Genomic DNA, 25869 nt, shown 5'->3' with positions numbered 1-25869 from the left:
CAGCAAATTAAACTAAGCGATAAACAAAGCCACAAACTTTACGGTAACAGCCTATTATTTTTTGCAGTTGATTAGTCTTTCTTAATATATGTCCAGCCCTCTTCCTGATAAATCCTGCCTTCCTTCATAAGCCGGCCCAAAGCCCTTTTAAAGGAAGCTTTGCTTAACTGAAAACGCTCCTGGATATCTTCCGGGGCACTTTTATCGCCATATGGCATCGCACCGCTTCGGCTTTCAAGATATGAGATGATTTTTTCGGAATCATCGTCAAGTGCTTCATGCTTTCTTGGAATAAGAGAAACATTCACTGTCCCATCTTCTTTCACATCAACTATGCGGCCTTCCACTTTCTCTCCAAGACGGGGCTCTCTTTTTCGCTGGGATTCATGGATAAAGCCTTTAAAGCCCTCATCTGTATAAATCCAGCTTCCAACCTTTGCGGTTCTATAAATATGTCCGTGAATATTCTTATTAAAGTCACTTTTGGTTGCTTTATTTGAAATATCAGTAATGACAGGATCAGTAGCCATTTTCACATAAATTCGGTTATTCTTATTTACCCGGAGTGTAATGTATAATCTATCTCCTTCAATCGGCCACACAGCTTCGTGGACAGGAAGATCCTCCTCCCCAAGGAGCATGTCCTTCTGAATGCCAATATTGATAAATACACCGATGCCGGGTTTTACATCGCTTACATGCGCCCATCCATATGTACCAGCCTGAACCTCTGGAATGACAGTTGTTGCTGCGATTCTTCCCTGTGAGTCCATATAAAGGAAAGCCTCAACCTCCTGCCCTTCTTCGAACTTTTCATCCGTCTCATTCTGATGAAGAAGAACATCCTCCTCTCCATCCGTTAAAAAATAGCCAAATGCCGCTTCCCTTGAAACGATCAGCTTAACAGCACGGCCCAAATTCTCTTCTATAGCCATCTTTTTTCCTCCTTCTCAGCAATAAACAGCAAATATTCATTATATTAAATCTTTCCCTAAAAAGATCACATAACTCCTAAAGTTGTTTGAACTGCTATATTTTACTATAATAAGGACTAGAAGTGAAACTTAAATTGTTATCGCCAAGGAGGCTGTCATGTCTAAAGAAAGCTCATTTGATATTGTATCCAAAGTCGACTTTTCTGAAGTAACCAATGCCATTAATATTGCCATGAAGGAAATTTCCACCCGCTATGACTTTAAAGGCAGCAAAAGTGATATAAAGCTGGATAAAGAGGAGCTTGTGCTTCTATCTGATGATGAATTTAAGCTTGACCAGCTTAAGGATGTTTTATTAGGCAAGTTAATCAAACGGGGCATTCCTGTAAAAAATCTTGATTACAGCAAGATTGAGGGAGCATCAGGCGGAACGGTCCGCCAAAGAGCAAAGCTTGTCCAGGGCATTGATAAAGAAAATGCAAAGAAGATTAATACCCTGATTAAAAACAGCGGATTGAAAGTGAAGAGCCAGGTTCAGGATGATCAGGTACGTGTAACCGGCAAAAACCGCGATGACCTGCAGAAGATTATTGCTGCTGTTAAAGAGGCAGATTTGACAGTTGATGTTCAATTCGTTAACTATCGCTAAAAAAAGCAAACGGAAAACTCCGTTTGCTTTTTTGTTTAGTTTATCCATTCATGCTACAGCTATTTAACAAATTTATACATCATTAGTTCATCTGCATAGGTCCCGTCTTTTCTTTTTATATGTCTGACTTTACGGCCTTCCTCCTGAAATCCGAATTGCCTGTACAGGTGGATAGCCCTCTGATTATACGCAAAAACCTCAAGGCATATTTTTTCCAGGCCAGGTTCTTCTTCCGCCCATTTCAGGAATTGTTTCATCATTTTTCTTCCCAGCCCCTGGTTGCAATGCTTCTCCTGTATGGTGATGCCGAAATAACCCAGATGGTTCACTTTTTTGCTTTTTGAACGCCGAAAGTTCAGCATTCCAACCACTTCGTTGTCAACTTCCGCTACTAAAGTAAGATCCCCAGATCTAATACTCCGTTCAATCCACGCTTCTTCTTCTTCAATTGATAAATTAAACTCATCCGCCTCGGTCATTAAAAAATCTGTTTCTCCAAAAGCCTTCCGGCAATGAGAGAGAATGGCTTCCGCATCACTTTTGGCAGCTGATCGAATGTGCAATTCATATTCCCCCACTCTTTTTAAATCCATTATATAAGAGCGATGCAAATAATTTCCATGTTTTTTTATCATAATAAAATGGAATTAAAAGAGTATTAATGATTTGGAGGGATTTAGTAATGTCTAATACTCAAAACAATCCACAGGAATTTCCGCCTCAGCATCAGGACCATCAGCCCGGGACAGAGGCGCCAATGCAGCCTGAGCCCCAAACGGTTGATCCAAATTATAAAGGGTCTGATAAGTTAAAAGGAAAAGTTGTATTAATAACAGGCGGAGACAGCGGCATCGGTAAATCAGCCGCCATTTATTTTGCCAAAGAGGGAGCCAGTGTCGCGATTGTCTACCTGGAAGAACATGAAGACGCAGAAAAGACTAAAGAGGCCATCCAGGCTGAGGGACAGGAATGCCTGCTGATCTCCGGTGATATCGGAAGCGAAACATTCTGTAAGGATGCAGTCAGCAAAACACTTGATAAATTTGGTCAAATCGATGTACTGGTGAATAATGCAGCCGAGCAGCATCCTCAAAAAAGCCTGCTTGATATCACTGCTGAACAGCTTGAAAAAACATTCCGAACCAACATCTTTTCATTTTTCCATCTGACAAAGGCAGTACTGCCACACCTGAAAAAAGGAAGCTCCATCATCAATACTGCATCAATAACCGCTTATGAAGGAAACGAACAGCTAATCGACTACTCTTCTACAAAAGGTGCGATAGTCTCCTTCACACGCTCATTGGCCAAATCGCTGGCTGGACAGGGAATTCGCGTAAATGGAGTGGCTCCGGGACCTATTTGGACACCGCTTATTCCATCTACATTCACTGCGGATAAGGTATCAAAATTCGGATCAAATACCCCAATAGGCAGAGCAGGACAGCCTTATGAATTGGCTCCTGCCTACGTCTATCTTGCCAGTGATGATTCTTCTTATGTGAGCGGCCAGATGATCCATGTCAACGGCGGAACAATTGTTAATGGGTAAGCAAAATGAAAGGGAAGCCTGCCGCAGGCTTCCCTATTTTATGATACTATCTCTGGATCTTCAGTTAGCGGACTGCTGCATGAACAGCGTTTTACAATTTTATGTGGAATAATAATCCGCTTTACAGGCTCCCTGGGATTTTCAATTCTGTATATGAGGCTTCTGGCAGATTCAAATCCCAAATCGAAAATGTTGATATCGACAGAAGTCAGCGGCGGTCTGGACATTTCAGCTAACAGCACGTTATTAAAGCTGATGATTGACATATCTTCCGGAACTTTAATTCCCAATTCATCCAATGTATTCAGGACGCCTAATGCCATTAAGTCGTCGGCAACCACAAGGGCGGTTGGAGGTTTATTAAGGGAGATGAGGCCTCTCACAGCCTCCTGGCCTCCTTCTTTTAAGAACTCCTCATGAACAATATATTCATTTACAAGTTCAATGCCAGCGTCCCTTAATGCTTTTTCATAGCCAAGCAGGCGTTCAACTGTAACGGTTAAATTCAAATTCCCTCCGACAAATGCAATTTGCTTATGGCCGAGCTTTATCAAGTATTCCGTTACTTCTTTGGCAGCGCGGAAATTATTATTATCCACGTAAGTGACTTCTTCTTCATCTGTAAAAGGCTTGCCTATAACCACAAACGGGAAATCTCTTTCCTTTAAAAAGGCGAGGACTTTATCCTCCACTTTTGAATAAAGCAAAATTACTCCATCTACCCGGCCGCCCTGTACCATCTGGATCACGCCTTCATAGATTTCATCATCCGTTTTTCCGGTTGTCATATGGAGGGCATAATGCCTTTCATGTGCACCCTCACTCAGACCTCTAAGGACAGTTGGAAAGAATGGGTTCTGAAATACAACATCTGTGGAGCTTGGCATTATCAGTCCAATTGCGCGGGTTGACTGACTTGCAAGACTGCGGGCAATAAAATTCGGATGGTAGCCTAATTGTTTCATGGCCTCTCTGACTTTTTGCTTGGTTTTCTCGCTGATGCGAGGATTGTTGGCAATAACCCTTGAAACAGTAGAAGGCGCAACTTTTGCCATCTTTGCTACATCTTTAATTGTGACTGCCAATAGAATCACCCTCTCCTTGAGGTCTCTGTTATTATTATTATAATCAAGCAGGTTTGATTTCTCTCCATTTTCAAACAGTAAACAGGATTAGGATGAAGGGGAGGCAATTAAAATTATTCGGTTATCTTCTTTTTTGACCGCTTCCATAAAAGATATAGAAAAATCATAAAAGCTGAATAAACTGCTGCAAGGGCTCCAATCAGCGGAATATTCAATCCTGATTTTTCTTCCAGAACGTATACTTCAGCTTCTTCCCGATCAATAATTAACTCATAATTATCGTCTTTGCTGCGGATGAGATCATCAGAAATCATGCCGCGCAGCTCTCTTCCTTCTTCCAGTTGAGAGGAATCAAGTACCGCTTTCTGTGTTTTTGATGAATTATTGATCGCAATCACTGTTGTTTCATCTTCGTAAGTCCGTTTATAAACGGCAAAACCATCCTTTTCCTCCAGCAGTTCCATATCGCCCCTGGTTAAGGATGGAAGCAATTGCCTAACTTCTCCAAGTTTTGCGATATAATCTATCAATTCTTTGTCTGTACGGAAATCCATTTGCCTTCGGTTGTCAGGATCCTCACCGCCATCCATAGCTATTTCACTTCCATAATAAACAATCGGAATCCCAGGTGAGGTATACATGTATGTTAATGCAAGTTTCCATCTTGGACCCGGATGATGATTTTTTGTGATAGCATCACGGGTGAACCTGACTGTATCGTGATTATCCATGAAGCTTCCCATTAGATAGGGGTTTTCATAAAAAGCTTTATTTCGGTCCCAGTTTGTAAAAAGCCAGCTTAACGGTTTATCAGGTTCTGCAAAGGCTGTTCTCAGATGATCATTTAAAGGATAATCGACAAAACCGTCAATTCCCGTTTTTTCATATTGGGCAATATATTTGGGATCATCCGACCATACTTCCCCAAGCAAATAAAAGTCTTCTTTGACTGATTTGACATTATTGGAGAAGTCGGTCCAGAAAGATTTTGGAACATGCTTAACGGTATCAAGGCGATAACCGTCAATATCCGTTTCTTCAATCCACCACTTAGCTGCATCCATTAAATAGTTTTTCACATCAGGGTTTTCCTGGTTTAAATCAGGGAGCCCATATATCCAGCCATTTTCAATTTCAGTCTGATTCGACCAGTTCGCGATATCCTTTTTTTCATGGAACCAATCTTTTTTTCCAGGGTCATTAACCCACTCGTGATTGTAGCCTACATGGTTCACTACGAAGTCCAATATCACTTTCATATCTCTTTTGTGGGCTTCCTTGACTAACTCTTTGAACTCATCCATTGTGCCAAAGTGTTCTTCCGTATTATAAAAATCTTTTATCCAGTAACCGTGATAGCCCTTCTCTTCATTATCAAAAACCGGAGTCAGCCAAATTGCTGTAAACCCCATATCCTTAATATAATCAAGGCGTTCTGTAATTCCCTTAAAATCTCCGCCATGATAAGCTTTTGGATCCTGAACATCAACTTTATAATCATTGTTTGGATCTCCATTGTTAAACCGGTCTACCATTAAAAAATAAATTGATTCATCTTGCCATTTACGCTCTTCTTTTTCAGCTGCTCCTGCCGGCAGGGCATAAAAAAGAAGAAACGGGATTAAGATGAAGGTTATGATTCCTTTTTTCATCGCCGCTCCTCCTTCATTTTTCAAGCCGCTGCGAAACTGCAATCAAGTTCGCAGCCTGCAGCGGCAAGTAAAGTTTCAGCCCTTTAAGATTAGCCTTTTGTTCCCCCTGCCGTCAAACCTGATACAAAGTATTTTTGGAACATAAGGAAAAGTGCAGCAATCGGAATTGCTATTAAGACCGAGCCGGCTGCAAACTTTGTAAATTCATTTCCGAATTGCTTGGCTACCATTTCATACAACCCTACTGCCATTGTGAACTTTTCATCTGTTCTTAATAGAATTCTGGCAAGGATGAAATCGCCAAAAGGTGCAATGAATGAAAATAGCGCAACTACTGCAATAATTGGTTTTGCAAGAGGCATAACAATTTGCCAGAATACACGCAGATGGCTTGCACCATCCATTTTCGCAGATTCATCAAGCTCTTTCGGAATCGTGTCGAGATAGCCTTTCATCAGCCATGTATTCATTGGGATCTGACCGCCGACATAAACCAGGATCAATCCAAGATGTGTATCAATTAAACCAGTTCTTGTCGCTAATACAAAAATGGCGATCAGTGCTGCAAAGTTAGGTATCATTTGCAGGATCAGGAAGGTTAATAAACCATTTTTCCTTCCGATGAAGCGGTAGCGTGAAAACGAATAGGCAGTCAAGGATACTGTAATAACCGTAAGTATCATTGTCAGCGTACTTATTTTCAATGAATTCCAGTACCATTTAACATAATTGGACTTCTCTAAATCGAATAGATATTTGTAATGTGCCAAGGTTGGATTTTCAGGAAACATGGTTGAACCAGACAAACTCTGGCCCGGATTTAATGATGAGCCAACTACCCACAAAAGCGGATAAATGACAATAAAGCTCATTAAGGCAATGATTAAATATGAAAGTGTCAGCCGGATCATTTTATTTTTCTTCATGCTCATATCTACATCAAATCCTCTTCTTGGAATGATTTTGTTCTTCTAAACTGCCATAATGCTACAGTGATGACGATAAGTGACAGAATCATAGTAACTGCAGCCGCTTTGCCATATTGGGCAGAAGTCATAGTCAGCTTATAAATCCAGGATATAAGAATATCCGAACCCCCGGCATTTTGACCTGGAAGAGCCGGTCCGCCGCCATTGAACAAGAAGATAACATTAAAGTTATTGAAGTTGAACGTATACTGAGTAATGATAATTGGTGCAGTGGCAAACAGAACCAACGGCAGAGTAATCTTTGTGAATTTCTGCAGGATCGTTGCACCATCAACTGTTGCAGCTTCATAAAGCTCATCCGGAATAGACTGCAGCACACCGGTTGTCATGGCAAAAATGAACGGGAATCCAAGCCAGGACTGGATGAAAATTAAAGCTAAACGTGTCCAATTTTCCTCAGTCATCCATGGAACGGCACCGATGCCAATTGCATCCAGGATCGTATTATTAACCACACCGAAAGTCTCATTGAACATGCCGGAGAAAATCAGGATTGATATAAATGACGGCACAGCCCATGGAAGAATGAAGACTGTTCGGATTAATGCTTTCCCTTTAAGATCCTTTTGGTTTACGAGAATTGCCAGGAAAATACCCAAGGCTACCTGCAAGGTGGTAGCAACGAAAGTCCAGACGATTGTCCAGCCCAGTACTCCAAAGAACGTTTTTCTCCACAAATCAAGCTTGAAGATATCGATAAAGTTCTGAATGCCTACCCAATCTACCAGCTTTGCAGGCGGAGAATGATATAAATCATAGTTAGTAAATGCAAGAAGAGCTACGAATAAGATGGGAAATATAACAACGAAAACCAAGAGAAAAAAACCTGGTGAGATCATTAAGTATGGGAAACCATTATCAAGTAGATTGTGGTACTGCTCTCTGACACTGTTTAATGCCAATCCCAAATCACGTTTTTTCCCGTTATTATAAGCATCATATATATTGAAGGCATAAATAATCAGCCCCAATGCTGTAACGATCAATGCAATAATTCCGTCGATCAGAAGAAAGATCGAATGGTCCAGAACTGGAATTTCCCCTAATGTGAAAAGTCCCCAGAATCCCCAATTCAGTGTGTCAAAGAATGCTGCAAAGAACGAAATGGTAAGAATTAAAAATATGGCACCTTTAAGGAACTGTTTATTATAAAACTGTCCAAATCCAGGCAGGATGGATAATAGAGCAGCGTTTCTTCCATGGTTGGATGTCATTTTTTTTGCGTCCATATGGCTATTGCCTCCCCTTTCTTATAGGAGAAAGTATTTTTCTATTATTATAATTCATTTATAAGAATATTAGCGATTGTTTTTGTGCAAACGGTTGCTCTTAAGAGGAACATGAAAGCGGCTTTCTGCCGCTTCTGCTTAAAGGTTCGAAAGTATTCATTTGAAGCAGAAGTCTGTCTGCTCAGGCACCTTGCTTTTTTTATCATTACATAAAAGTATGGGCAATACCTCCTCGGAGGTACCGCCCTTTTGTCTGTCAAGCTTTACTTGGCAGGGTGATTTGTTTCAATATTTGTTTTGATCGTTTTAACTGCATCATCAAGCGCTGCTTTTGGCTCCGCTTTACCTGTTGCAATTGTTTGAAGTGCAGAGGCCATTGGTCCCCAAACTTCAGCCATTTCAGGAATATTTGGCATTGGAACCGCGTATTGAGACTGCTCAGCAACAGCTTTTGCAGCTTCATTGTCTGCGATTACCGGATCTTCAATAAGAGATTTTACAGGAGGGATTTCCTGAGTTGTCTCAAAACGGATTTTTGCGTTTTCTTCATTTGTAATATGTTCAACTAACTTGGTTGCCCAGTAAGGGTTTTTAGTGAATGCAGTTACATTCCATCCCTTAACACCCATGAATGTTTTAACATGCTCACCGTTTGGAAGCTTAGGCATTACAGATACACCAACATCGATCCCTGCATCCTTCATTCCTTGAAGTGCCCATGGACCATTCATTACAGAAACAGCTTTTCCTTCATTGAATAGGCCATCCATTGCAGCTCCTCCGCTTTCCCCGATAATTCCTTTAGGGAATAAGCCTTCGCTGTACCATTTTTGAATAAATTCAGCACCTTCAACAGCGCCTTCGTTATTCAAACCAACATCTTCACGGTCTAATGCTCCGTCATTTTCATTGAAAACATATCCACCCATGCCAGCGATAGGGCCGTGAGCGAAATAGAAGTTATCGAATAAAGCCAGGAATCCATACTGTCCGCCAGTTGTTAATTCTTTAGCTTGAGTATAAAGCTCATCCATTGTTTCAGGAGCTTTATCCATTAATGCTTTATTATAGATGAAAACTGGTGTTTCAGTTGCTTTTGGAAGACCATATAGTTTTCCGTCATACATTTGAGCACTGATGGATGATTCTGTGAAAGTATCAAGAACGCTGTCATCAACTTTGATTTCCTGAAGAAGACCTTCTGTTACAACCTGGCCAATTTGGTCATGAGGAAGTGTAACAACGTCAGGTGCATTTCCTGCAGGTCCATCAAGTCTTAATTGGTCACGGATTTTATCAGCCATGCCTAATTCTTTGAATTCAACTTTAATTCCATATTCTTTTTCAAAAGACTCAATGGCAGGCTTTAATGCTACGCCTTTATCTGTGTCTTCCCAAACTACTAATTTTTCCGGTTTCGGCTCTTCAGCCTGGTTTTCACCTGTGCCGTTATCTTTATCTGTTTTTTCCGGCTGTGCCTCACGCTGAGGACCGCAAGCTGCCAGCATTCCTATTACCAATACCAGCATCATAAAGAAAGATAGTGACTTTTTCATGATATTGCCCCCTTAAATAGATCTGTTGCTTAATGTAAATAGTACAACCGTTTGCACAAATTTGTAAACGCTTTAGTCTATTTCTAAAAACAGCGTTCACTTAAACTATAATTCAATGAAACCGCTTAATGAAAACGATTGCACAATTTCTAATTTTTATTATACAAGGTTTTTGGGCTTTTACAACTACTTTTTTCTAAATTATTTTTGTTTGAAAAGATATATTTACAAACACTCGGATTTATACTATACATTTCACCTCCATTCCTATGGTATAATGCAAGCGATTGCACTTTGAAAGGGGAATTTTTAATGGAAAAGGCAGCCATCATACACTACCCTGCTGATCATTTTGTTTATCCTATCAGCAGGGAAACCTTACATATTAGACTGCAAACAAAGAAAGATGATATTTCTAAAGTTACTTTACTGCACGGTGATCAGTACTTATGGGCAGATGGTAAATGGCAGTATGAAAAAACAGATATGCAGAAATCAGGTTCTGATGGGATTCATGACTATTGGCATGCCTATATTAACCCGCCATTTAGAAGATCCCGGTACGGATTTCACTTAAAGTCCGGTGAAGAAGAATTAATTTTGACTGAAAAAGGCTTTTACGAGGAGGCTCCTGCTGATTCAGGTTATTATTTCAACTTTCCCTACCTGCACCCTGAAGAAGTATTTCAAGCCCCATCCTGGGTGAAGGATACGGTCTGGTATCAGATTTTCCCGGAAAGATTTGCTAACGGAAATCCTGACAATGACCCTAAAGGTGTTCTTCCCTGGGGAAGTGAGGAGCCTTCTACGAATAACTTTTTTGGCGGAGATTTTGAAGGTGTTATTGAACATCTGGACTATCTCGTGGAACTCGGCATTACCGGCATCTATTTCACACCTGTTTTTAAGGCATTTTCCAACCATAAATATGATACAATTGACTATCTGGAAATTGATCCCCAGTTTGGTTCGAAGGATACTTTAAAGAGACTTGTAAAAGAATGCCATGATCGGGATATTAAAGTCATGCTGGATGCCGTTTTCAACCATAGCGGATACTACTTCCCCCCATTTCAGGATGTGCTTGAGAAGGGAGAAGAATCACCTTATAAGGACTGGTTCCATCCGCATAGTTTCCCTCTGAGAGGCGGGGAGCACCCTAATTATGAGACCTTCGCTTTTGTAGAGCAGATGCCAAAACTGAATACAAAAAATCCAGATGTGAAAAAATATTTGCTCAAAGTAGCCAGATACTGGATTGAAGAGTTTGATATAGACGGCTGGCGGCTGGATGTGGCAAATGAAGTTGACCATCAGTTCTGGCGTGAATTCAGGCAGACTGTAAAAAACATCAAACCAGACCTCTATATATTAGGTGAAATCTGGCACAACTCTATGCCATGGCTGCGCGGAGACCAATTTGATGCTGTCATGAATTATCCTTTTACCACGAACCTGCTAAATTTAATTGCGAAGAAATCCATAAACGGCAGTGAGTTCGCCAATAATATGACCGCTGAAATTAACAGCTATCCTGCCAATGTCTATGAATCTGCATTCAATCTGGTTGGAAGCCATGATACACCGAGGATCTTAACGGAATGTGAAGTAAACAAAGACAGGGTAAAGCTAATTTACACACTATTATTCACCTTTATGGGTTCACCATGCCTATATTATGGAGATGAAATTGGACTAAGTGGTGTAATGGATCCCGGATGCAGAAAATGCATGGAATGGGATGTGGCAAAACAGGACCGTGAATTGTTTTCTCATATTCAAAAGCTTATCAAGGTTCGGAAGGAAGAAAAGCTGCTCGCAAATGAAGGTCATTTTGAATTTATCCAGACAGATCCTAATATAGTTGCATACCGAAAATACGATGATGAAAAAACCATTATAGTACTCGCCAACCCTGCGGATGAAAGTGCGGAATTTGTATTGCCTTATCCGCTTAAGGGTGTTAAGGTAACGAATATGCTTACAGACAAAGAATTTGCAGCTGAAGCGGAAAACCTTAAAGTTCAGCTTGATGGCTGGGGGTTTGAAATCCTGTCCTTCCCTGCAAGCTTCACTAAATAGGAAACCTGATTGAAATAAGGAAAAGTTTTTAAGGGCAAGACCTTAAGGCTTTTCTTTTTTCGTTTATATATTGTCGTGGGTCCCTCCTATTTACATGAGATTATTTACAAATAGGGAGAAAAACCATGACTAAGAACCAGAAAAAAATGACATTATTTGCTCTAACCTGGCCGATTTTCATTGAAATATTGCTTCATATGCTCATGGGGAATGCCGATACGCTTATGCTTTCGCAATATTCGGATGAATCTGTGGCTGCCGTCGGGGTGTCAAATCAGATCCTTTCGCTTGTAATCGTCATGTTTGGATTTGTAGCGACCGGGACATCCATCCTTATTGCCCAAAATCTTGGCGCGAAAAATGATAAAACGGCTGCTGAAATTTCGATTGTCTCCCTGGGGGCAAACCTGGTATTTGGGGTATTCCTCAGTATTATTTTATTCGTCTCAGGCAAACCGCTGCTCCGCATGATGGATTTGCCTGAGGAGCTATTGAGCCAGGCAAACGCCTACTTAGTCATTGTTGGCGGCTTTTCCTTTGTTCAGGCATTAATTATGACAATTGGAGCCATCATCAGAAGTTACGGATTTACAAGAGATGTTATGTACATTACTATCGGCATGAACATTTTAAATGTTATTGGCAATTACTTTTTTATTTTCGGCCCATTCGGTTTTCCTGTATTGGGTGTAGAAGGAGTGGCCATCTCTACTGTCGTCAGCAGATTGATTGGATTGGCAGCTGCAGTCGCCGTCCTGCTTAAAAGAACGGAAAAAGCACTTCCGTTCCGATTACTTTTCCGCTTTCCAAAGGAACATATCAAAGACCTTTTAAAAATCGGTATCCCTTCAGCGGGGGAGCATTTATCCTATAATGGATCGCAAATGGTGATTACTATATTCATCGCTGCTCTCGGAACAGAGGCATTAACTGCAAAGGTGTATACTCAGAATATCATGATGTTCATATTCCTTTTCAGTGTCGCCATCAGCCAGGGCACACAAATCCTGATAGGCCATATGGTAGGCGGTAGGGATTATGAGGCAGCCTATAAAAGATGTATGAAAAGCCTGCGCCTAGCCATCATTATTTCATTCGGGACTGCGGTTCTTTTCTCCCTGTTCTCAGAAAAATTGATGGGCATATTCACTTCTAATCCAGATATCATAAAGGTTGGCAGTGTTCTCATTCTTTTGACCATCCTCCTGGAGCCAGGCAGATCGTTTAATTTAGTCGTCATCAACTCCCTGCGTGCAGCCGGGGATGTAAAATTCCCCGTTTATATGGGGATCCTTTCCATGTGGGGCGTAAGCGTTACCCTTTCCTATGTTCTGGGAATTTATTTTGGACTGGGTCTTGCCGGCATTTGGATTGCCTTTATTGCCGATGAATGGCTTAGAGGATTGCTCATGTTATGGCGATGGAGATCCAGAGTATGGGTGAATAAGTCGTTCGTGTCTTCAAAAGCGGTGTAAATAAGAAAAGCGGCAGTCACGGTGCCGCTTCATTTTTCATTCTGCAATATTTATATTATAATCCTTGAACCACACATGAATCTGAGCAAGATGTGCTAACAGCTGGGGACCAGTCATGAGCTGCCCAAACCATGGTTCCCGGAATGAGTCACCTCCCGACTCAATAATATCCCTCAGCTGGCCGCTGTCAAAGAATTCATACAGTGCTGATGAGCGGTCCTCGAGGTATCCATTGAGCATTTTCTGGACTGCAGCTGTATATTCTGGATTATGCGTTTTGGGATAAGGGCTTTTCTTTCTGTATAACACTTCATTCGGCAGTATACCTTCAAGTGCTTTGCGAAGGATTCCTTTTTCGCGGTTTCCATGCATTTTGATCTCCCACGGAATATTCCACACATACTCCACAAGCCGATGATCGGCAAAAGGCACCCGTACTTCAAGGCTGGCCCCCATGCTCATTCTGTCTTTACGGTCCAATAAGGTCGTCATAAAGTAAATCATATTAATATAGAAAAGCTCTCTCCTGCTTGCGTCCTCCCTGTTCTCCCCGTCTAACGCAGGAGTTTCGGAGATTGCCTGAAGATACTTTTCCATAGCATAATCCTGAAGGTTCAGTTTCTTCCTCCAATTTTCTTTCAATAGGCCCTGCCTGGCTTCGAGTGACCTCATCCATGGGAATCCCTTCCTCTTTAAGTCTTCCTCTCTATGGAACCATGGATAGCCGCCAAATATTTCATCAGCACATTCCCCCGACAGACTGACAACAAAGTCCTTTTTTATTTCCCTGCAAAACCATAGCAGGGAGGAATCGACATCAGCCATACCCGGAAGATCCCTTACATGCACAGATTCGATTAAATCCTCTGCCAGCTGCTTCTGGGTGATTATACTGCTGTTATGTTTCGTATTAAAGGTCTGGGACATCTTCTGTATAAATGCTCCATCAGAATTAGGCTGAAACTCATTAGCCTTGAAAAACTCATCATTTCCCTCATAATCTATCGAATAAGTGGTGAGTTGGCCCTTACCGTCTTTTTCGTAAGCTTTTGCAGCGATAGCTGTAATCGCACTGGAATCCACTCCGCCGGAAAGGAACGTGCATAACGGTACATCCGAAACCAGCTGCCTTGTCACAGCATCCGTAAATAGTTCCCTGACTCGCTCAGCCGTCTCTTCAACATTATCCTCATGAGGGGCACTTTTCACATTCCAATAACGCCATGCCTTCAGCCCATTTCTCGAAAAGATCAGCGCATGAGCAGGCCTTAATTCATCAATGCCTCTGAAAACACCCGATCCCGGAGATCGTGATGGCCCCAGTCCAAAGATTTCAGCTAAACCTTCCCTGCCGACTTCCGCCTTAACTTCAGGGTGGGCTAAAATAGCTTTTAATTCAGATCCAAATAATATGCCATGTTTCGTTTCTTTATAAAATAATGGTTTTACCCCTAAACGATCCCTGCCAATAAATAATTGTTCTTTCTTTTCATCCCAAACTGCGAATGCATAGATGCCATTAAAATATTGAAGGCAATTTTCTCCCCATTCTATATAAGAAGTCAGCAAAACCTCAGTGTCAGAATGGCCTTCAAACGAATATCCTTTTATAAGGAGTTCTTTACGGAGATCTTCCGTATTATAAAGCTCTCCATTATAGCAAATCGTATAGCGGTTTTGATGTTTTTCCCTAGTCATTGGCTGTTTTCCGCCTGCCGGGTCTACAACGATTAACCTTTTATGGCCGAATCCAGCATGAACATCTGTCCATATGTTTGTTTCATCTGGACCCCGCTTTGCCAGTGTATCCGCCATTTTGCCAACTGCTGCAGATTCTTTTCTCAAATCCTTTTGGAAGTCAATCCAGCCGGTAATTCCACACACATTACATCATCCTTTCAAAGCGGAATCGCATGGGCACATTTTTCATGATGCTATTGTATGCTGGGCCTTAAAAAAAGTTAATTGTCCACATTCAAGCGGTTATAAAAATCGCCAAAACTGTCTAAAAAGAAGTTGAGGAAGTTAATGGAGGTTTTATATGAATAGACAGCAGCGAACAAAGCTTATCGAATATCAATCCCGTGCTTTTACAGAAGGCACTGTAGAGTATATCAATGATCAATGGGTATTTTTTGACCATGAAACAGATGAAGCATCCATACTGGACGAATTCCTCCATCAGGAAATGGAGGTGTTCCGCTTTAAACGCTGGAAGAAAGGCACTTTATTCGAGGATGGCAAGGTGGCTTTTGATGATGAAACATTTCACTTGAAGAACCAGGATTCGATTCGCATTCGTAAGCATCTGGTTTTCTCTCTCGAAAGATTATTGGAGGAAATGAATGATGACGCCTTCTACCAGTTCGTAACCACTCTAAATTCCATGCAATTTTCGGTCTATGACTGCATTTATTGCTATAACCAGCTCGCATTTTTTAATGATAAAGACAGGAAAAGCGGTGTTAACTTCATCGTTTTTGATAACCAGGATCATATTTGCAATGTGCAGCATCATTTTTGCTATTATGAAAAAATGAGTGACCGGTTTGAATTTACCTTAAACAGCGGAAAAAGAATGGTAATTGAGAAGATTTCTTCATAAAAAAAAGCGGAAAAGCGTCTGGGGCTGGACAATAATCTAACTTCAGAATGAATATAAAGAAACAGCAGCCTGCCTTTGGTGGCAGTGCTGCTGTTTCTTTATGGCGCTAGCTGTGCGTTTGAACGTATTTTGATAGACCTTCCTCAAAATCTCTGGTCATAAGCGGCTTATGTATATAAAAGCCCTGTGCATAATGGCATTTCAATTCCTTTAAAAGCTCAATCTGCTCCAGTGTTTCCACCCCTTCAGCCACCACCTTAACGGAGAGCCCATGTCCCATGGTGATGATGGCTTTTACAATGGCAACATCAGATGTATTTAGTCGAAGGTTATTGATAAACGACCGGTCGATTTTTAATGTATTGATTGGAAGGTCCTTTAAATAACTTAATGAAGAATATCCGGTTCCAAAATCATCAATGGATACCTTGACACCGATATCCTGCAGAGACTGCATAACTTGTATACTGTACTCAACATTTCTCAGCATCGTACTTTCCGTCAGCTCCAATGTTAAATATTGCGGCTCCATACCTGAAAGCTCCAATGCCGTCTTAACTTCCTGAAGAAAACCCGGCTGCTGGAATTGATAGGCTGACACATTCACAGAAATGGAAAGAGATTCATAGCCGAGCATTTGCCAGCGCCTATTTTGCTGGCAGGCCGACCTCAACACCCAGCCGCCAATATCCCCAATGAGACCAGTTTCTTCTGCAAGAGGAATAAATTCACCTGGTGAAACAAGTCCAAGTTTTGGATGATTCCAGCGGATCAGGGCTTCGCTTCCATATAAATTGCCAGTTTCAAGGTCGATTAATGGCTGATAGCATAAATAAAACTCATTTTTCTGCAATGCTTTTCTTAAGTAGCTTTCAAGCTCAAGTCTGACCATTGCCTGCTGATTCATTTCCATCGAGAAAAACGTGACCCTGTTTCCTCCCTGCAGCTTGGAGCGGTTCGTGGCAATATCCGCATTTTTCAGGAGTATGTGCTCGTCAGATCCATCGTCCGGATATAGGCTTACACCAATACTCGCAGTAACAATAAACTCCTGCTCCGACTGAAATAAAGGATGGGATATTTCATCTAATATCTTTTTGGAGGCTTTCATAACTTTTTCAATGGTTGCTTCTCTCGATAGTACCAGGGTAAACTTATCCCCGCTGAATCTTCCCAAATAAGAACCGGAAGGCAAAACCCTCTCAATTCTTTCGGAAATTTCCTTTAACACCATATCCCCTGCAAAGTGCCCAAGACTGTCATTTATGACTTTAAAGCGGTCAATATCAATAGAAAGAACGGCAATTTTCTTCTGTTTCTTCCTGGCTCTCTTTAATTGCATTTGCAATTGTTCTGTAAACTTCATTCTGTTTGGCAGCCCTGTATCCCGGTCAAAAAAAGCCAGTTCTGTTATCTTCTCTTCAATTTTTTTTTGTTCAGTAATATTTCTGCCGATTCCATAAATGCCTACACATTCCCCATTAACCGTAATCGGAATATTTTTCAGCTGAAAGAGATTCTTCTCGCCGGTTTTTGAATCAATATATACATTATAATATTGCTCTTTTCCTCTTAATGCCCGATAAAAGTGCATCCGGACCCTTTGTACATCCATATCGCTCACATAGGAAAGAGCTGTTTTTCCGATTATTTCTTCCCGGCTATACCCGAAGGTTTTCTCAAATGCCGGGTTGACACTTGTGAAATTCCCCTTCAGATCAGTTGAATAAACAAAGTCTGCATTATTATCAAATAGAGATTTATAATATTGTTCTGACATTTTAAGGCTGCTGTTTAATGATTTAATATCATCCTGAGAAGCGTGCATTAAATGAGTTAATGAAGTAATCGTATTAAATTGGGCGGTTTTTTCATAAACAAATTCATTCTGCTGTTCCTTCTTTGATTCAGCACTATTTTCTGATAGAGCAAGGTATGTAAGAGAATGTCCGACCATCTGCGGATGTCCGCCTTTACGGCAGGATATTTCTCCATAAGAGAAAAAGCCGTTAGACGGAGCTATTTTCTGAAACATTGCCAGTTCTTTTTCCGTAAAGTCTCTTGCAAATTGCTTCCTGGCCATGCAATTGTATATAAATATGCTTTCAGGAGAAACCTGGTCAAGCTGTTTTAATTCCTTTAAAGACCGGTCAATAATGTCCTCCAGATTTGCATAAGCAAACGTAAGTGTGTCTCCTGCCTCAACCCTTCTGTTTACTTTAATTGCACCATTTTCAAGTAATTTTATAATAAAAACAGATACTTTTTCTCCACGGTACTGTAAAAGGAACGGGAATTCAGTACCTGATTTGGGCAGTTCCTTAATAAAAGCCTCTCCCAAATAGCGCTTTAAAATAGTTAAAGGCCTCTTATCGTCCAGGGAGTAGATGATAGATCCTTCTGCCTTTGTGACAGTAAAGCTTTTTCCAATCTCCTGCCACTGATAATTTTCAAAATGACGCACTGACAAATGGCCGCTTTGAAGGGCAACTGCCGCAAGCCCATCGCTGGTGATTCCCTCTTGAGTAAAAGAAAAACCCTCCTGGAATAAACCATTATCTCCGGCAAGGCCGCCGGAAATCACCATGTTCGGCTGGGTTTCATTTATCCCTTCCAGGAGGTCAGTGGAATCAACATCAAATCCTGCAGGAAAGATAATTACAGCTTCGGTATTAAAGATAGCAAGTTCCCGTGCCAGGGCTTTGCCCATTTCATAACTGTCTTTAAAATCGCTCCTGTTTAACAGGAAAGATTTTAATTCCGTTTTTTCAAAAGTAGTAAAGCAAATGATTGTTTGTTTTTCCGTAATGCGCCCATCATGAATTTCACCGGAAGTTGAACAGCCTGCTATATGTGCAAAGGGAAGATTATTTTTCAGTTCCTTTTGAATTTCTGCGATAAATAGGCTTTCAGGAGTCCCTGTAAAGACCTGCACAAGCAGATTCGGGTATTCAGTCAATTCATTCAAGTCTATAAAACTATTAAGCCCGCTAATATTCTTATATAAACATGTAATCGTCTGTGCCATAAAAAACCCACCATCATAGTAAGATCATTAGACCCGCTGATAGGATTGCTCCCTTGTACAGCTGAGACTGCAGATTCAAATTTTTATCCTATAGTTAGCTATAGTTTTAAATTACCATATTTAGTGAAGTCATGACATGACAAAATTAGAAAAAGCTGCCTTTTTGGCAGCCTTTTCTATAAATATCCATATTTACGTCATAAAGTGAAACTTCAATAAGTGGGGTGTGCTTTTCTCCCCACTTATTGTTAGTTGAACCAATCGGGCCTTTACGGGCAGTTTGACTTCCACTTGTCCTCCTTTGATTTCTCGGAGTCTTGAAGTGGGGTCTTACTGCCCGTTAGACTGCGATAAAAGTTAATGGCAATTTAACAAATCCTAAATATAGAACCAGGATTAGAGCGACAATGAACTGTCCCCATAAAATAGAAGTCTTTTTCCCTTTGACAGTACGGATGATAATCATTTCAAACATAGCAATTACCCAAATGCCTACTAATGACTTCAACACATAAAGAAGGTCGATGCTGTTAAGGCTGCTTAAAATCCAAACTCCTGTTCCAATGATTAGCAGATAAAATAATCTCAAAATCATGTGAACCACTTTTAAACCTTTTTGTTTGCCGCTTTTATGCAGTATAAGGGCAATAATAAATAGAACAAGTGCTAATAACCATGTTGTTATATGGGCATGTATCATTCCAGTGCCTCCTAATGTAAATTCGATATCATCATACCATATTGACTTTGAAATTCCTAAAGTTAAGATGCAGAAAAAGATTATCTAAAGGCAAATTTGTGAACTATTTATGACAAAGTGTGATATATATCATTGACACTCTGAAATTATAAAATAAATTCTTAAAAGCCTGTGTTTTTACACAGGCCATCTTTCTTTTTATTTCTCTATAAAATTCGTCAGAGTTCCTATATTTTCCACTGTAATTTCCACTTTATCTCCCGGCTTAAGAAAGCGAGGAGGCTTAAAGCCCTTGCCTACCCCTGCGGGTGTTCCTGTTGCAATAATATCTCCAGGCTCAAGTGTCATGCCCTTTGACAGGACCGAAATGATTTCCTCGATTGGAAAGATAAAGTTTTCAGTATTTGAACTTTGTCGGAGCTCTCCGTTTACCTTTGTTTGAATGTCAAGCTGATTCGGGTTTTCAACAGCTGATTTATGGACAATCCATGGACCCATCGGGCATGTGGCATCCAGGCTTTTACCGATAAAAAATTGCTTATGGCGGGACTGCAGATCCCTTGCTGTCACATCATTAATGATCGTATAGCCAAAAATGTGTTCCAATGCTTTTTCCTTTGGAATCGCTCGTCCTTTTTTTCCGATTACTACGGCAAGCTCTCCCTCATAATCCAGCTCTGCAGTGACATTATTGTGATTCAAGACTGTTGCATCAGGTCCTATGACCGTTGTTGGCGATTTCGTAAAGACCATTATGTGCTCTGGAATATCTTCTTTGCTTCCCATCTCAATGGCATGCTCGGCATAATTCTTGCCTACACAAAAAATATTCTTATCCGGACGGGGAATCGGCGCTTCCAATGCATCGGAAGCTAGCGGGTGAAAGAGTTCTTCCCTTGCAGGATTATTGCTTAGCCAATCTGTTAAACTATGTACTTTATCAATGAACTTATCCCCTAAAGCAATACATTCCTTCAAAGTCGCCGGCAACTCACTTTTGCCTTCCATTTTTTCTAAAGCTGCTTTTAGCGGAAGCACCTTAGTCCCGGTCTCGTCCAGTAAACCAGTGCCGCTTCCTGTGCTATCCTTAAAAGTAACAAATTTCAATCCTATCACCTCATTCTATTTTTCACTTTTTTAGTATAATATAAATTTTCAGTTTTTTGGACAATTTTAACCTTTTCTCTTCCAATTAGGGATCTTCAAATAAGTGAAGCTCCTCCAGAGCCATTCGACCGGTCCATAATAATAGCGAGCAATCCAAAAGCGGCTGATGATGACCTGCATAGCGAAGATGATCATAACTAACAGTGTTCCTCCAAATGCAGAGACCTTCCCATAGAAGCCTAAACCATAACTGTAAAAAATAAAAGTCGAGATAATGGACTGGAAAAGATAATTTGAGAGCGACAGTTTCCCAACATACGAGAGCGACAGCAGGAATCCTGGTCCATGATTATTGTTTATCATCACTGCTATCCCTAAACCATAAGCAATAGCCAGCAGCGGACCTCCGAATATGTCCTGCATGTAATCCAGTCCCAGGTTGCTTTCCGTTATGTAAGGCAGTAATTTGAACAATAGCCCTGCAGCCAAAGAAATCAGCGTAATTCTCATGAGGAATGCCCGGTTTTTTACTGGCTCCTCAAGCCATCGCAGCTTGGCAGCACCTCCCCCTATTAAAAACAAAGGAAAAATAGATGCCAGCATGATAGGCAGTGAGGCAAGTTTATTAACACCTGACCAATCCTGGATACGCTGTGAGGTAACCTCGGAAAAGCTTCCATTTTGATAGGCCTGTAAAGAAGCTAATGCGGCTTCTTTGTCATAGATTGACAGATCTTCAGGCGGAACAAACAAAACTGTTGCAAATAACAATAGAACAAATAGCAGATTGGGAATGATATAAAGCAATATTCCGGTTAAAAGCATATTTTTTCCGGACATTTTTACAAACATTAAAAAGATAAAACCAAAGATTGCATAGTTTATTAAAATGTCCCCATGCCAAATAAGAAAAGCGTGAATGATGCCTATCAGCAGCAAAAGCGAAAATCTCCTTGCAGCCATTCCTCCGAAACCAAGGCCTTTGGCCATTGCCCTCTCCCTCAGAATGACTAACCCATAACCGAACAGCATAGAAAACAAAGGATAGAAGCTTGCCTGCACAAAGATATCGATAAACGCATAAGCCCCTTTATCTGCCGGACTGTCCCACCATTCAAAAGGATCAATGTACAGATATGGTGAATGGAAGGAAAGCATATTTACTAAAAAAATACCGAGAATGGCAAATCCTCTCATAATATCCAGCGAAATGATCCGATCCTTCTCCACAACCGGGCTGACTTGCCTGTCCATAAAGTGCCTCCTTTTTTGTAAAGAAAATCTACCTTAATGATAGAGAGCTGTATTCTGCTTGTCCAGAAAAGAAATGCTCCAGCGCATGCAACTAGGCGCTGGAGCTGGACACTTTGAAAAAATCCCACTTTTCATTTAATTAACATAACGGTCTGTTTTCCCTTTTGACTCCCAGTAGCTGTTCCGAAGGTGGATTTTTTGGATTTTCCCTGAAGCCGTTTTCGGCAGCTCATCGACAAAAGTCACTCCTGTTACAGCTTTGAAGTGGGCCAGCTTCTCCCTGGTAAAACTGATAATCTCCTGCTCAGTCAGTGTATTCCCATGTCGCACGACTATAAAGGCATGAGGTGTTTCCCCCCACTTTTCGTGGGGCACTGCTATGACAGCTGCTTCTGAGATGGCGGGGTGCTCGTATAAAACCCCTTCTACTTCGATGGATGAGATGTTTTCCCCGCCGCTGATAATAATATCTTTTTTCCGGTCAACAATTTCTAAATTGCCATTTTCATCTACATTTCCCATATCACCTGTGTAAAGCCAGCCGTCCCGAATAGCTTCCATTGTTGCCTCTTCGTTTTTCCAATAGCCTTTCATGACCCCGTTGCTGCGGACAACTACCTCACCGATTTCTTTGCCATTATGGGCAACTTCTTCACCGTGTTCATTGATTACCCGGACTTCACAGCCAATCATCTGATGTCCTGCCTTCGCTTTCATCCGGTACTGCTGGTTAAGCGGAAGTTCCTGAAGGTGAGAACGAATCGTCGATACTGTGCTTAGCGGAGATGATTCGGTCATGCCATATACCTGTATGAACTCCCACCCAAGCTCCTTTTCCACTCTTGTTACAAAAGCTGGCGGAGGGGCCGATCCAGCTATAACCACCCTGACATCCTGTTCAACAGAAGGAGCAAATTGTTCATAATGCTGCATCAGCGAATTCAGTACCGTGGGAGCCATATGCATGATTGATACTTTATGCTCCTGCAGGGTGTCAAATATCTTTTCCGGCGTGGCTTTTCTCATACACACCTGAGAAGCGCCATTTGCCGTGTAATAAAAAGGAGAACCCCATCCATTCACATGAAACATCGGCAGGACATGCAGCAATACATCCTGATCGCTGACTCTCAAATGATGCATAGTTGACAATGCATGCAGGTAATTATTGCGGTGGGTCAGCATGACACCTTTAGGATTGCCTGTTGTACCGCTTGTATATAAAAGGCTGCAAACGTCATTTTCGTCGAGGATCTCTCTTTGAAAAGGACTGCTGTCCTGGCTGCCTAGCCATAAATCATAATCGGTTTCTTCTGTATCTTCTTCTTTATAATGCACGATGATTTTTTCCACAGTTTTCAGCTGATCTTTTACAGGAAGTATTAGATGGTAAAGGTCCTGATCTACAAACAGAATTTTGGATTCGCTGTGATTCAATATAAACAGATAGTCTTCCGGCTTCAGCCTGATATTTAGCGGAACCATTATTCCACCCAGCTGAAAAACTCCATAAAACCCCTCCAGCATTTCAACTGAATTGGGTGCCAGGTAAGCAATACGGTCCCCTTTTTGAATACCTGAAGCTTCTAAACCATGAGAGAGCTGATTAACCCTTGTGTTCAATTCCTCATATGTAAAAGTTCGATCATCTGCAAAAATGGCTTTCTTGGAACCGTAAAGGGACACAGCACGGTCTAAAAACTGCGTAAGTATTAATGGAACATTCATTTTACGACACCTCACAGAAAATTTTGTTAATTTTATATTATCACAAAAATAAAAACAGTTTCAGCCTGTTTTTGTCTGTTATATAACATTTTAGCGTCGCCTTGAATTAACGTACCACTGAGATATTATTGGGCTGATTAATCACATTCAGCAATTAGGCACATACGATATACAAGAAATCATTTTAAAGGGTGTTATGTATGCCAGCTATTGTGGGAGTCGCACAGGTCATATCGATCGGGAGCAGTTCTGTCTTCAATATTGGGGACGTATATAAAATCATGCCAGTTTCTAACGCCAAGACCTTTTCAGGTGCCGGATCGTTTAACACTGGGAATGGCCTGAATGTTTATAATCACCGGAGCACAACAAACACTTATGATTGTGATGGCGTGGATCAGGGCAATTATTTCAATGCTTAAAATGGGTGATACTATGAATTTTTATATACAGCAATCCATTCATATTCAATTCATAAAGATCGGCGGGATCACAAACTCTTCCGTCATGCAGATTGGAAGTGCAGGCATTATAAAGCCGGCGTCTTATTTGTATAACACTGGCGGCTTTACCGAGCCAGCACCTGAAGCAGAAGGTCCGGCGCCTGCGGGACCAGCTGGGGGGAGTGTTTTTCTGTCACCTTCTGTACCTCTGACTGGTGCTCAGAAACGATAATATCATTTTTTTATAAGCGAGGTGGTGCGCTTGAATCAGCAATTAAATACCTATCTTCAGCAATTGCATGCTTTTGTAGAAGCACAGGAAAAGCAAATAAGGAGACTTGAAGCTGCGGTTAAAAAACTTCAGGAAGAAACTGAAGTTCTGAAAAGCCGTCCGCCAATGCAGGTCGATCGGATTGAGTATAAATTTGACCAGCTTAAGGTAGAGTCTCTTGAAGGTACTTTAAATATTGGCTTAAACCCTTCTGAGCTGCAGAACATTGAAGATTTTGCCGTAGACAACAAAAACATTAAAGCACCTGTTTCGCCTAAAACCCAGATGAAGAGAACGATGGAAATTGAAGACGCCATTTATCAGTATTTAGAACGGGAACTTCCAGAAATTACAGCTTCTGCCCAGAAAAAATTAAATGTCAATGTGGATGATTCGTATATTGCGTTTATCAAAGAAGATATCAAAAAGCAGCTGCCTAACCGGATTGACTTCTATATCCAGCAGCAGGCATCGAATCGCTCCGGGCAGGAAAATAACGAAGAGATTATCGAGCTGATAAAGAAGGAGATTCACAATGGGGTCTATGCCTTTATCTCGCATTTGCCGGAAAATATGAAGGGAATGAATAAAGAATGAATTATCAGGTATATAACAGAGATCTGTGCGTTGGCAGTATAAAAGTACTGGGTGTATCCAGTTCATCTGTTTTGATGGTGGGGGATACGCAAACGATCCAGCTGGCAGCCACTTTTGATACACCTCCTGAGTCACTTCTGGTAGGGCCATTTGTGCCTCTGACACCGGAGTAAGCTGCCTATGCTGCAAAGAACTTCATCTGTTGATAAAATCCATATTGACACCATCGCCTTTTCTTCTGTTTTTGAAATTGGTGACTCATGCTTTATTAAAGGATTCTCAAGGGCGATTGCTAACCAGCGTGAAGCTGAGTATTTTAATGCGAAGGAAGGGAATTTTTCAGTCTATCCTGTATTCAGTGAACCTATTCCTTTGATCCCTATTGAAGAAAACATAACGATGCAGACAACACAGCTCAATCCGATCATTCGGGTGCAGAACATTGATATTATCGGAGTTTCCTCCTCCTCTGTCATCCATATCGGGAACAGTGGAAACATTTCAATGGAAGCCCGGGTCAAGCATATCCGTCAGATTTATCCCAAAACAGCGGAACGCAAGGATGAAAATTTTTCATAAAGGATGTTTTACATGCCAGCTATAATCGGACCGGTACAAATTATTAATGTCAGCGGTGGAATAGTTCAATTCGGAGACTCCCTTTATATTTCTCCGAAAAACAATTCCAAATCAACAACCGGACAGGGTGCCGCTAACACAGGCGGCTTTATCATTACAAACAATGGCCTTAGCGCCAGTAACGTACTTGATACCAGTCTGGTTGATCAGCCAAATGTTGGCAATAACTAATCGAAAGAGAGTATTATGGACGATAGCACTTTCGTTATCGTCCTTTTGATTTCCGTTCATGACCCTTTTCAGCTGATGTTCATTATAAATACATCTCCTGCACATACTCAAAAGCCGGCAAG

The 25869-nt window shown here is 41.1% G+C and carries 24 protein-coding genes; 11 read left to right on the top strand and 13 right to left on the bottom strand.

Features of this window, described 5'->3' with window-relative positions:
- Positions 1-71: 71 nt before the first annotated feature.
- Positions 72-935 (bottom strand): CvfB family protein, encoded by an 864-nt coding sequence (locus CHI10_RS08470; RefSeq protein ID WP_095243882.1) that lies wholly within the window; start codon positions 933-935, stop codon positions 72-74.
- A 157-nt stretch (positions 936-1092) separates the two neighbouring features.
- Here CHI10_RS08470 and CHI10_RS08465 point away from each other — a divergent pair, with 157 nt between their 5' ends.
- Complete coding sequence (locus tag CHI10_RS08465; protein ID WP_035327116.1) at positions 1093-1584, top strand: YajQ family cyclic di-GMP-binding protein; 492 nt, start codon at positions 1093-1095, stop codon at positions 1582-1584.
- 59 nt (positions 1585-1643) lie between these two features.
- Here CHI10_RS08465 and CHI10_RS08460 read toward each other — a convergent pair whose 3' ends face one another.
- Positions 1644-2147 carry a GNAT family N-acetyltransferase gene (locus CHI10_RS08460; RefSeq protein ID WP_095243881.1) on the bottom strand — a complete coding sequence of 168 codons (504 nt, stop codon included), beginning with the start codon at positions 2145-2147 and terminating at the stop codon, positions 1644-1646.
- 119 nt (positions 2148-2266) lie between these two features.
- Here CHI10_RS08460 and CHI10_RS08455 point away from each other — a divergent pair, with 119 nt between their 5' ends.
- Positions 2267-3136, top strand: coding sequence for an SDR family oxidoreductase (locus tag CHI10_RS08455; protein WP_095243880.1), 870 nt, complete (start codon positions 2267-2269; stop codon positions 3134-3136).
- A 38-nt stretch (positions 3137-3174) separates the two neighbouring features.
- On the opposite strand, the gene CHI10_RS08450 is transcribed toward CHI10_RS08455, so the two are convergent.
- The 5 genes from CHI10_RS08450 to CHI10_RS08430 form a co-directional block, all read right to left on the bottom strand.
- Positions 3175-4221 (bottom strand): LacI family DNA-binding transcriptional regulator, encoded by a 1047-nt coding sequence (locus tag CHI10_RS08450; protein ID WP_095243879.1) that lies wholly within the window; start codon positions 4219-4221, stop codon positions 3175-3177.
- Positions 4222-4334: 113 nt separating this feature from the next.
- Positions 4335-5873, bottom strand: a complete 1539-nt coding sequence (locus CHI10_RS08445; RefSeq protein WP_095243878.1) for an alpha-amylase family glycosyl hydrolase — start codon at positions 5871-5873, stop codon at positions 4335-4337.
- An 89-nt stretch (positions 5874-5962) separates the two neighbouring features.
- Positions 5963-6805 carry a sugar ABC transporter permease gene (locus CHI10_RS08440; RefSeq protein ID WP_095243877.1) on the bottom strand — a complete coding sequence of 281 codons (843 nt, stop codon included), beginning with the start codon at positions 6803-6805 and terminating at the stop codon, positions 5963-5965.
- Positions 6806-6807: 2 nt separating this feature from the next.
- On the bottom strand, positions 6808-8091 hold the full coding sequence (locus CHI10_RS08435; protein WP_095243876.1) for a carbohydrate ABC transporter permease: 1284 nt from the start codon (positions 8089-8091) through the stop codon (positions 6808-6810).
- Between the two features lie 263 nt (positions 8092-8354).
- On the bottom strand, positions 8355-9647 hold the full coding sequence (locus CHI10_RS08430) for an extracellular solute-binding protein (RefSeq protein WP_095243875.1): 1293 nt from the start codon (positions 9645-9647) through the stop codon (positions 8355-8357).
- A gap of 312 nt (positions 9648-9959) precedes the next feature.
- Here CHI10_RS08430 and CHI10_RS08425 point away from each other — a divergent pair, with 312 nt between their 5' ends.
- Both CHI10_RS08425 and CHI10_RS08420 read left to right on the top strand, forming a co-directional pair.
- Positions 9960-11729 carry an alpha-glycosidase gene (locus CHI10_RS08425; RefSeq protein WP_095243874.1) on the top strand — a complete coding sequence of 590 codons (1770 nt, stop codon included), beginning with the start codon at positions 9960-9962 and terminating at the stop codon, positions 11727-11729.
- A gap of 125 nt (positions 11730-11854) precedes the next feature.
- The gene (locus tag CHI10_RS08420) at positions 11855-13204 is read left to right on the top strand and encodes an MATE family efflux transporter (RefSeq protein ID WP_095243873.1); all 1350 of its coding nucleotides are present in this window, start codon (positions 11855-11857) and stop codon (positions 13202-13204) included.
- Positions 13205-13240: 36 nt separating this feature from the next.
- Here CHI10_RS08420 and asnB read toward each other — a convergent pair whose 3' ends face one another.
- Positions 13241-15088 (bottom strand): asparagine synthase (glutamine-hydrolyzing), encoded by a 1848-nt coding sequence (gene asnB / locus CHI10_RS08415; protein ID WP_095243872.1) that lies wholly within the window; start codon positions 15086-15088, stop codon positions 13241-13243.
- Between the two features lie 157 nt (positions 15089-15245).
- Between asnB and CHI10_RS08410 the strand changes: the two genes are divergently transcribed.
- Positions 15246-15809: a DUF2777 domain-containing protein gene (locus tag CHI10_RS08410; protein ID WP_095243871.1), complete on the top strand. Its 564-nt coding sequence runs from the start codon at positions 15246-15248 to the stop codon at positions 15807-15809.
- Positions 15810-15915: 106 nt separating this feature from the next.
- Here CHI10_RS08410 and CHI10_RS08405 read toward each other — a convergent pair whose 3' ends face one another.
- The 5 genes from CHI10_RS08405 to CHI10_RS08385 form a co-directional block, all read right to left on the bottom strand.
- Positions 15916-18837, bottom strand: a complete 2922-nt coding sequence (locus CHI10_RS08405) for an EAL domain-containing protein (RefSeq protein ID WP_095243870.1) — start codon at positions 18835-18837, stop codon at positions 15916-15918.
- A gap of 340 nt (positions 18838-19177) precedes the next feature.
- Positions 19178-19537, bottom strand: a complete 360-nt coding sequence (locus CHI10_RS08400) for a YisL family protein (protein WP_095243869.1) — start codon at positions 19535-19537, stop codon at positions 19178-19180.
- A gap of 198 nt (positions 19538-19735) precedes the next feature.
- Positions 19736-20644, bottom strand: a complete 909-nt coding sequence (locus CHI10_RS08395; protein ID WP_095243868.1) for a fumarylacetoacetate hydrolase family protein — start codon at positions 20642-20644, stop codon at positions 19736-19738.
- 66 nt (positions 20645-20710) lie between these two features.
- Positions 20711-21898: a DUF418 domain-containing protein gene (locus CHI10_RS08390; RefSeq protein WP_095243867.1), complete on the bottom strand. Its 1188-nt coding sequence runs from the start codon at positions 21896-21898 to the stop codon at positions 20711-20713.
- Between the two features lie 135 nt (positions 21899-22033).
- Positions 22034-23626 (bottom strand): long-chain-fatty-acid--CoA ligase, encoded by a 1593-nt coding sequence (locus tag CHI10_RS08385; RefSeq protein ID WP_095243866.1) that lies wholly within the window; start codon positions 23624-23626, stop codon positions 22034-22036.
- 200 nt (positions 23627-23826) lie between these two features.
- Between CHI10_RS08385 and CHI10_RS08380 the strand changes: the two genes are divergently transcribed.
- From CHI10_RS08380 to CHI10_RS08355, 6 genes are read left to right on the top strand one after another with little or no spacing between them, the layout of a single operon-like run.
- Positions 23827-24048 (top strand): spore germination protein, encoded by a 222-nt coding sequence (locus CHI10_RS08380; RefSeq protein ID WP_095243865.1) that lies wholly within the window; start codon positions 23827-23829, stop codon positions 24046-24048.
- A gap of 13 nt (positions 24049-24061) precedes the next feature.
- Entirely contained in the window at positions 24062-24301 is a 240-nt protein-coding gene (locus CHI10_RS08375; RefSeq protein ID WP_095243885.1) for a spore germination protein GerPB, read from the top strand.
- A gap of 30 nt (positions 24302-24331) precedes the next feature.
- Positions 24332-24937, top strand: a complete 606-nt coding sequence (gerPC, locus tag CHI10_RS08370) for a spore germination protein GerPC (protein ID WP_095243864.1) — start codon at positions 24332-24334, stop codon at positions 24935-24937.
- Positions 24934-25110: a spore gernimation protein GerPD gene (locus CHI10_RS08365; RefSeq protein ID WP_095243863.1), complete on the top strand. Its 177-nt coding sequence runs from the start codon at positions 24934-24936 to the stop codon at positions 25108-25110. The genes gerPC and CHI10_RS08365 overlap by 4 nt, the downstream gene beginning before the upstream one ends.
- 7 nt (positions 25111-25117) lie before the next feature.
- On the top strand, positions 25118-25516 hold the full coding sequence (locus CHI10_RS08360) for a spore germination protein GerPE (RefSeq protein ID WP_095243862.1): 399 nt from the start codon (positions 25118-25120) through the stop codon (positions 25514-25516).
- A gap of 12 nt (positions 25517-25528) precedes the next feature.
- The gene (locus CHI10_RS08355) at positions 25529-25747 is read left to right on the top strand and encodes a spore germination protein (protein ID WP_095243861.1); all 219 of its coding nucleotides are present in this window, start codon (positions 25529-25531) and stop codon (positions 25745-25747) included.
- The last annotated feature ends 122 nt before the right edge of the window (positions 25748-25869 follow it).

The sequence above is a fragment of the Bacillus sp. 7894-2 genome (genome assembly GCF_002272225.1).
Classification (GTDB): domain Bacteria; phylum Bacillota; class Bacilli; order Bacillales; family Cytobacillaceae; genus Cytobacillus.
Note: the sequence above shows the minus strand (reverse complement) of the source record. Positions and strands in the feature narration are given on the sequence as shown.

Coding starts and splice junctions, on each gene's coding strand:
- CHI10_RS08470 (WP_095243882.1), bottom strand. CDS start 935: ATGGCTATAGAAGAGAATTTGGGCCGTGCTGTTAAGCTGATCGTTTCA.
- CHI10_RS08465 (WP_035327116.1), top strand. CDS start 1,093: ATGTCTAAAGAAAGCTCATTTGATATTGTATCCAAAGTCGACTTTTCT.
- CHI10_RS08455 (WP_095243880.1), top strand. CDS start 2,267: ATGTCTAATACTCAAAACAATCCACAGGAATTTCCGCCTCAGCATCAG.
- CHI10_RS08445 (WP_095243878.1), bottom strand. CDS start 5,873: ATGAAAAAAGGAATCATAACCTTCATCTTAATCCCGTTTCTTCTTTTT.
- CHI10_RS08440 (WP_095243877.1), bottom strand. CDS start 6,805: ATGAGCATGAAGAAAAATAAAATGATCCGGCTGACACTTTCATATTTA.
- CHI10_RS08435 (WP_095243876.1), bottom strand. CDS start 8,091: ATGGACGCAAAAAAAATGACATCCAACCATGGAAGAAACGCTGCTCTA.
- CHI10_RS08430 (WP_095243875.1), bottom strand. CDS start 9,647: ATGAAAAAGTCACTATCTTTCTTTATGATGCTGGTATTGGTAATAGGA.
- CHI10_RS08425 (WP_095243874.1), top strand. CDS start 9,960: ATGGAAAAGGCAGCCATCATACACTACCCTGCTGATCATTTTGTTTAT.
- CHI10_RS08420 (WP_095243873.1), top strand. CDS start 11,855: ATGACTAAGAACCAGAAAAAAATGACATTATTTGCTCTAACCTGGCCG.
- CHI10_RS08410 (WP_095243871.1), top strand. CDS start 15,246: ATGAATAGACAGCAGCGAACAAAGCTTATCGAATATCAATCCCGTGCT.
- CHI10_RS08405 (WP_095243870.1), bottom strand. CDS start 18,837: ATGGCACAGACGATTACATGTTTATATAAGAATATTAGCGGGCTTAAT.
- CHI10_RS08400 (WP_095243869.1), bottom strand. CDS start 19,537: ATGATACATGCCCATATAACAACATGGTTATTAGCACTTGTTCTATTT.
- CHI10_RS08390 (WP_095243867.1), bottom strand. CDS start 21,898: ATGGACAGGCAAGTCAGCCCGGTTGTGGAGAAGGATCGGATCATTTCG.
- CHI10_RS08385 (WP_095243866.1), bottom strand. CDS start 23,626: ATGAATGTTCCATTAATACTTACGCAGTTTTTAGACCGTGCTGTGTCC.
- CHI10_RS08380 (WP_095243865.1), top strand. CDS start 23,827: ATGCCAGCTATTGTGGGAGTCGCACAGGTCATATCGATCGGGAGCAGT.
- CHI10_RS08375 (WP_095243885.1), top strand. CDS start 24,062: ATGAATTTTTATATACAGCAATCCATTCATATTCAATTCATAAAGATC.
- CHI10_RS08365 (WP_095243863.1), top strand. CDS start 24,934: ATGAATTATCAGGTATATAACAGAGATCTGTGCGTTGGCAGTATAAAA.
- CHI10_RS08360 (WP_095243862.1), top strand. CDS start 25,118: ATGCTGCAAAGAACTTCATCTGTTGATAAAATCCATATTGACACCATC.
- CHI10_RS08355 (WP_095243861.1), top strand. CDS start 25,529: ATGCCAGCTATAATCGGACCGGTACAAATTATTAATGTCAGCGGTGGA.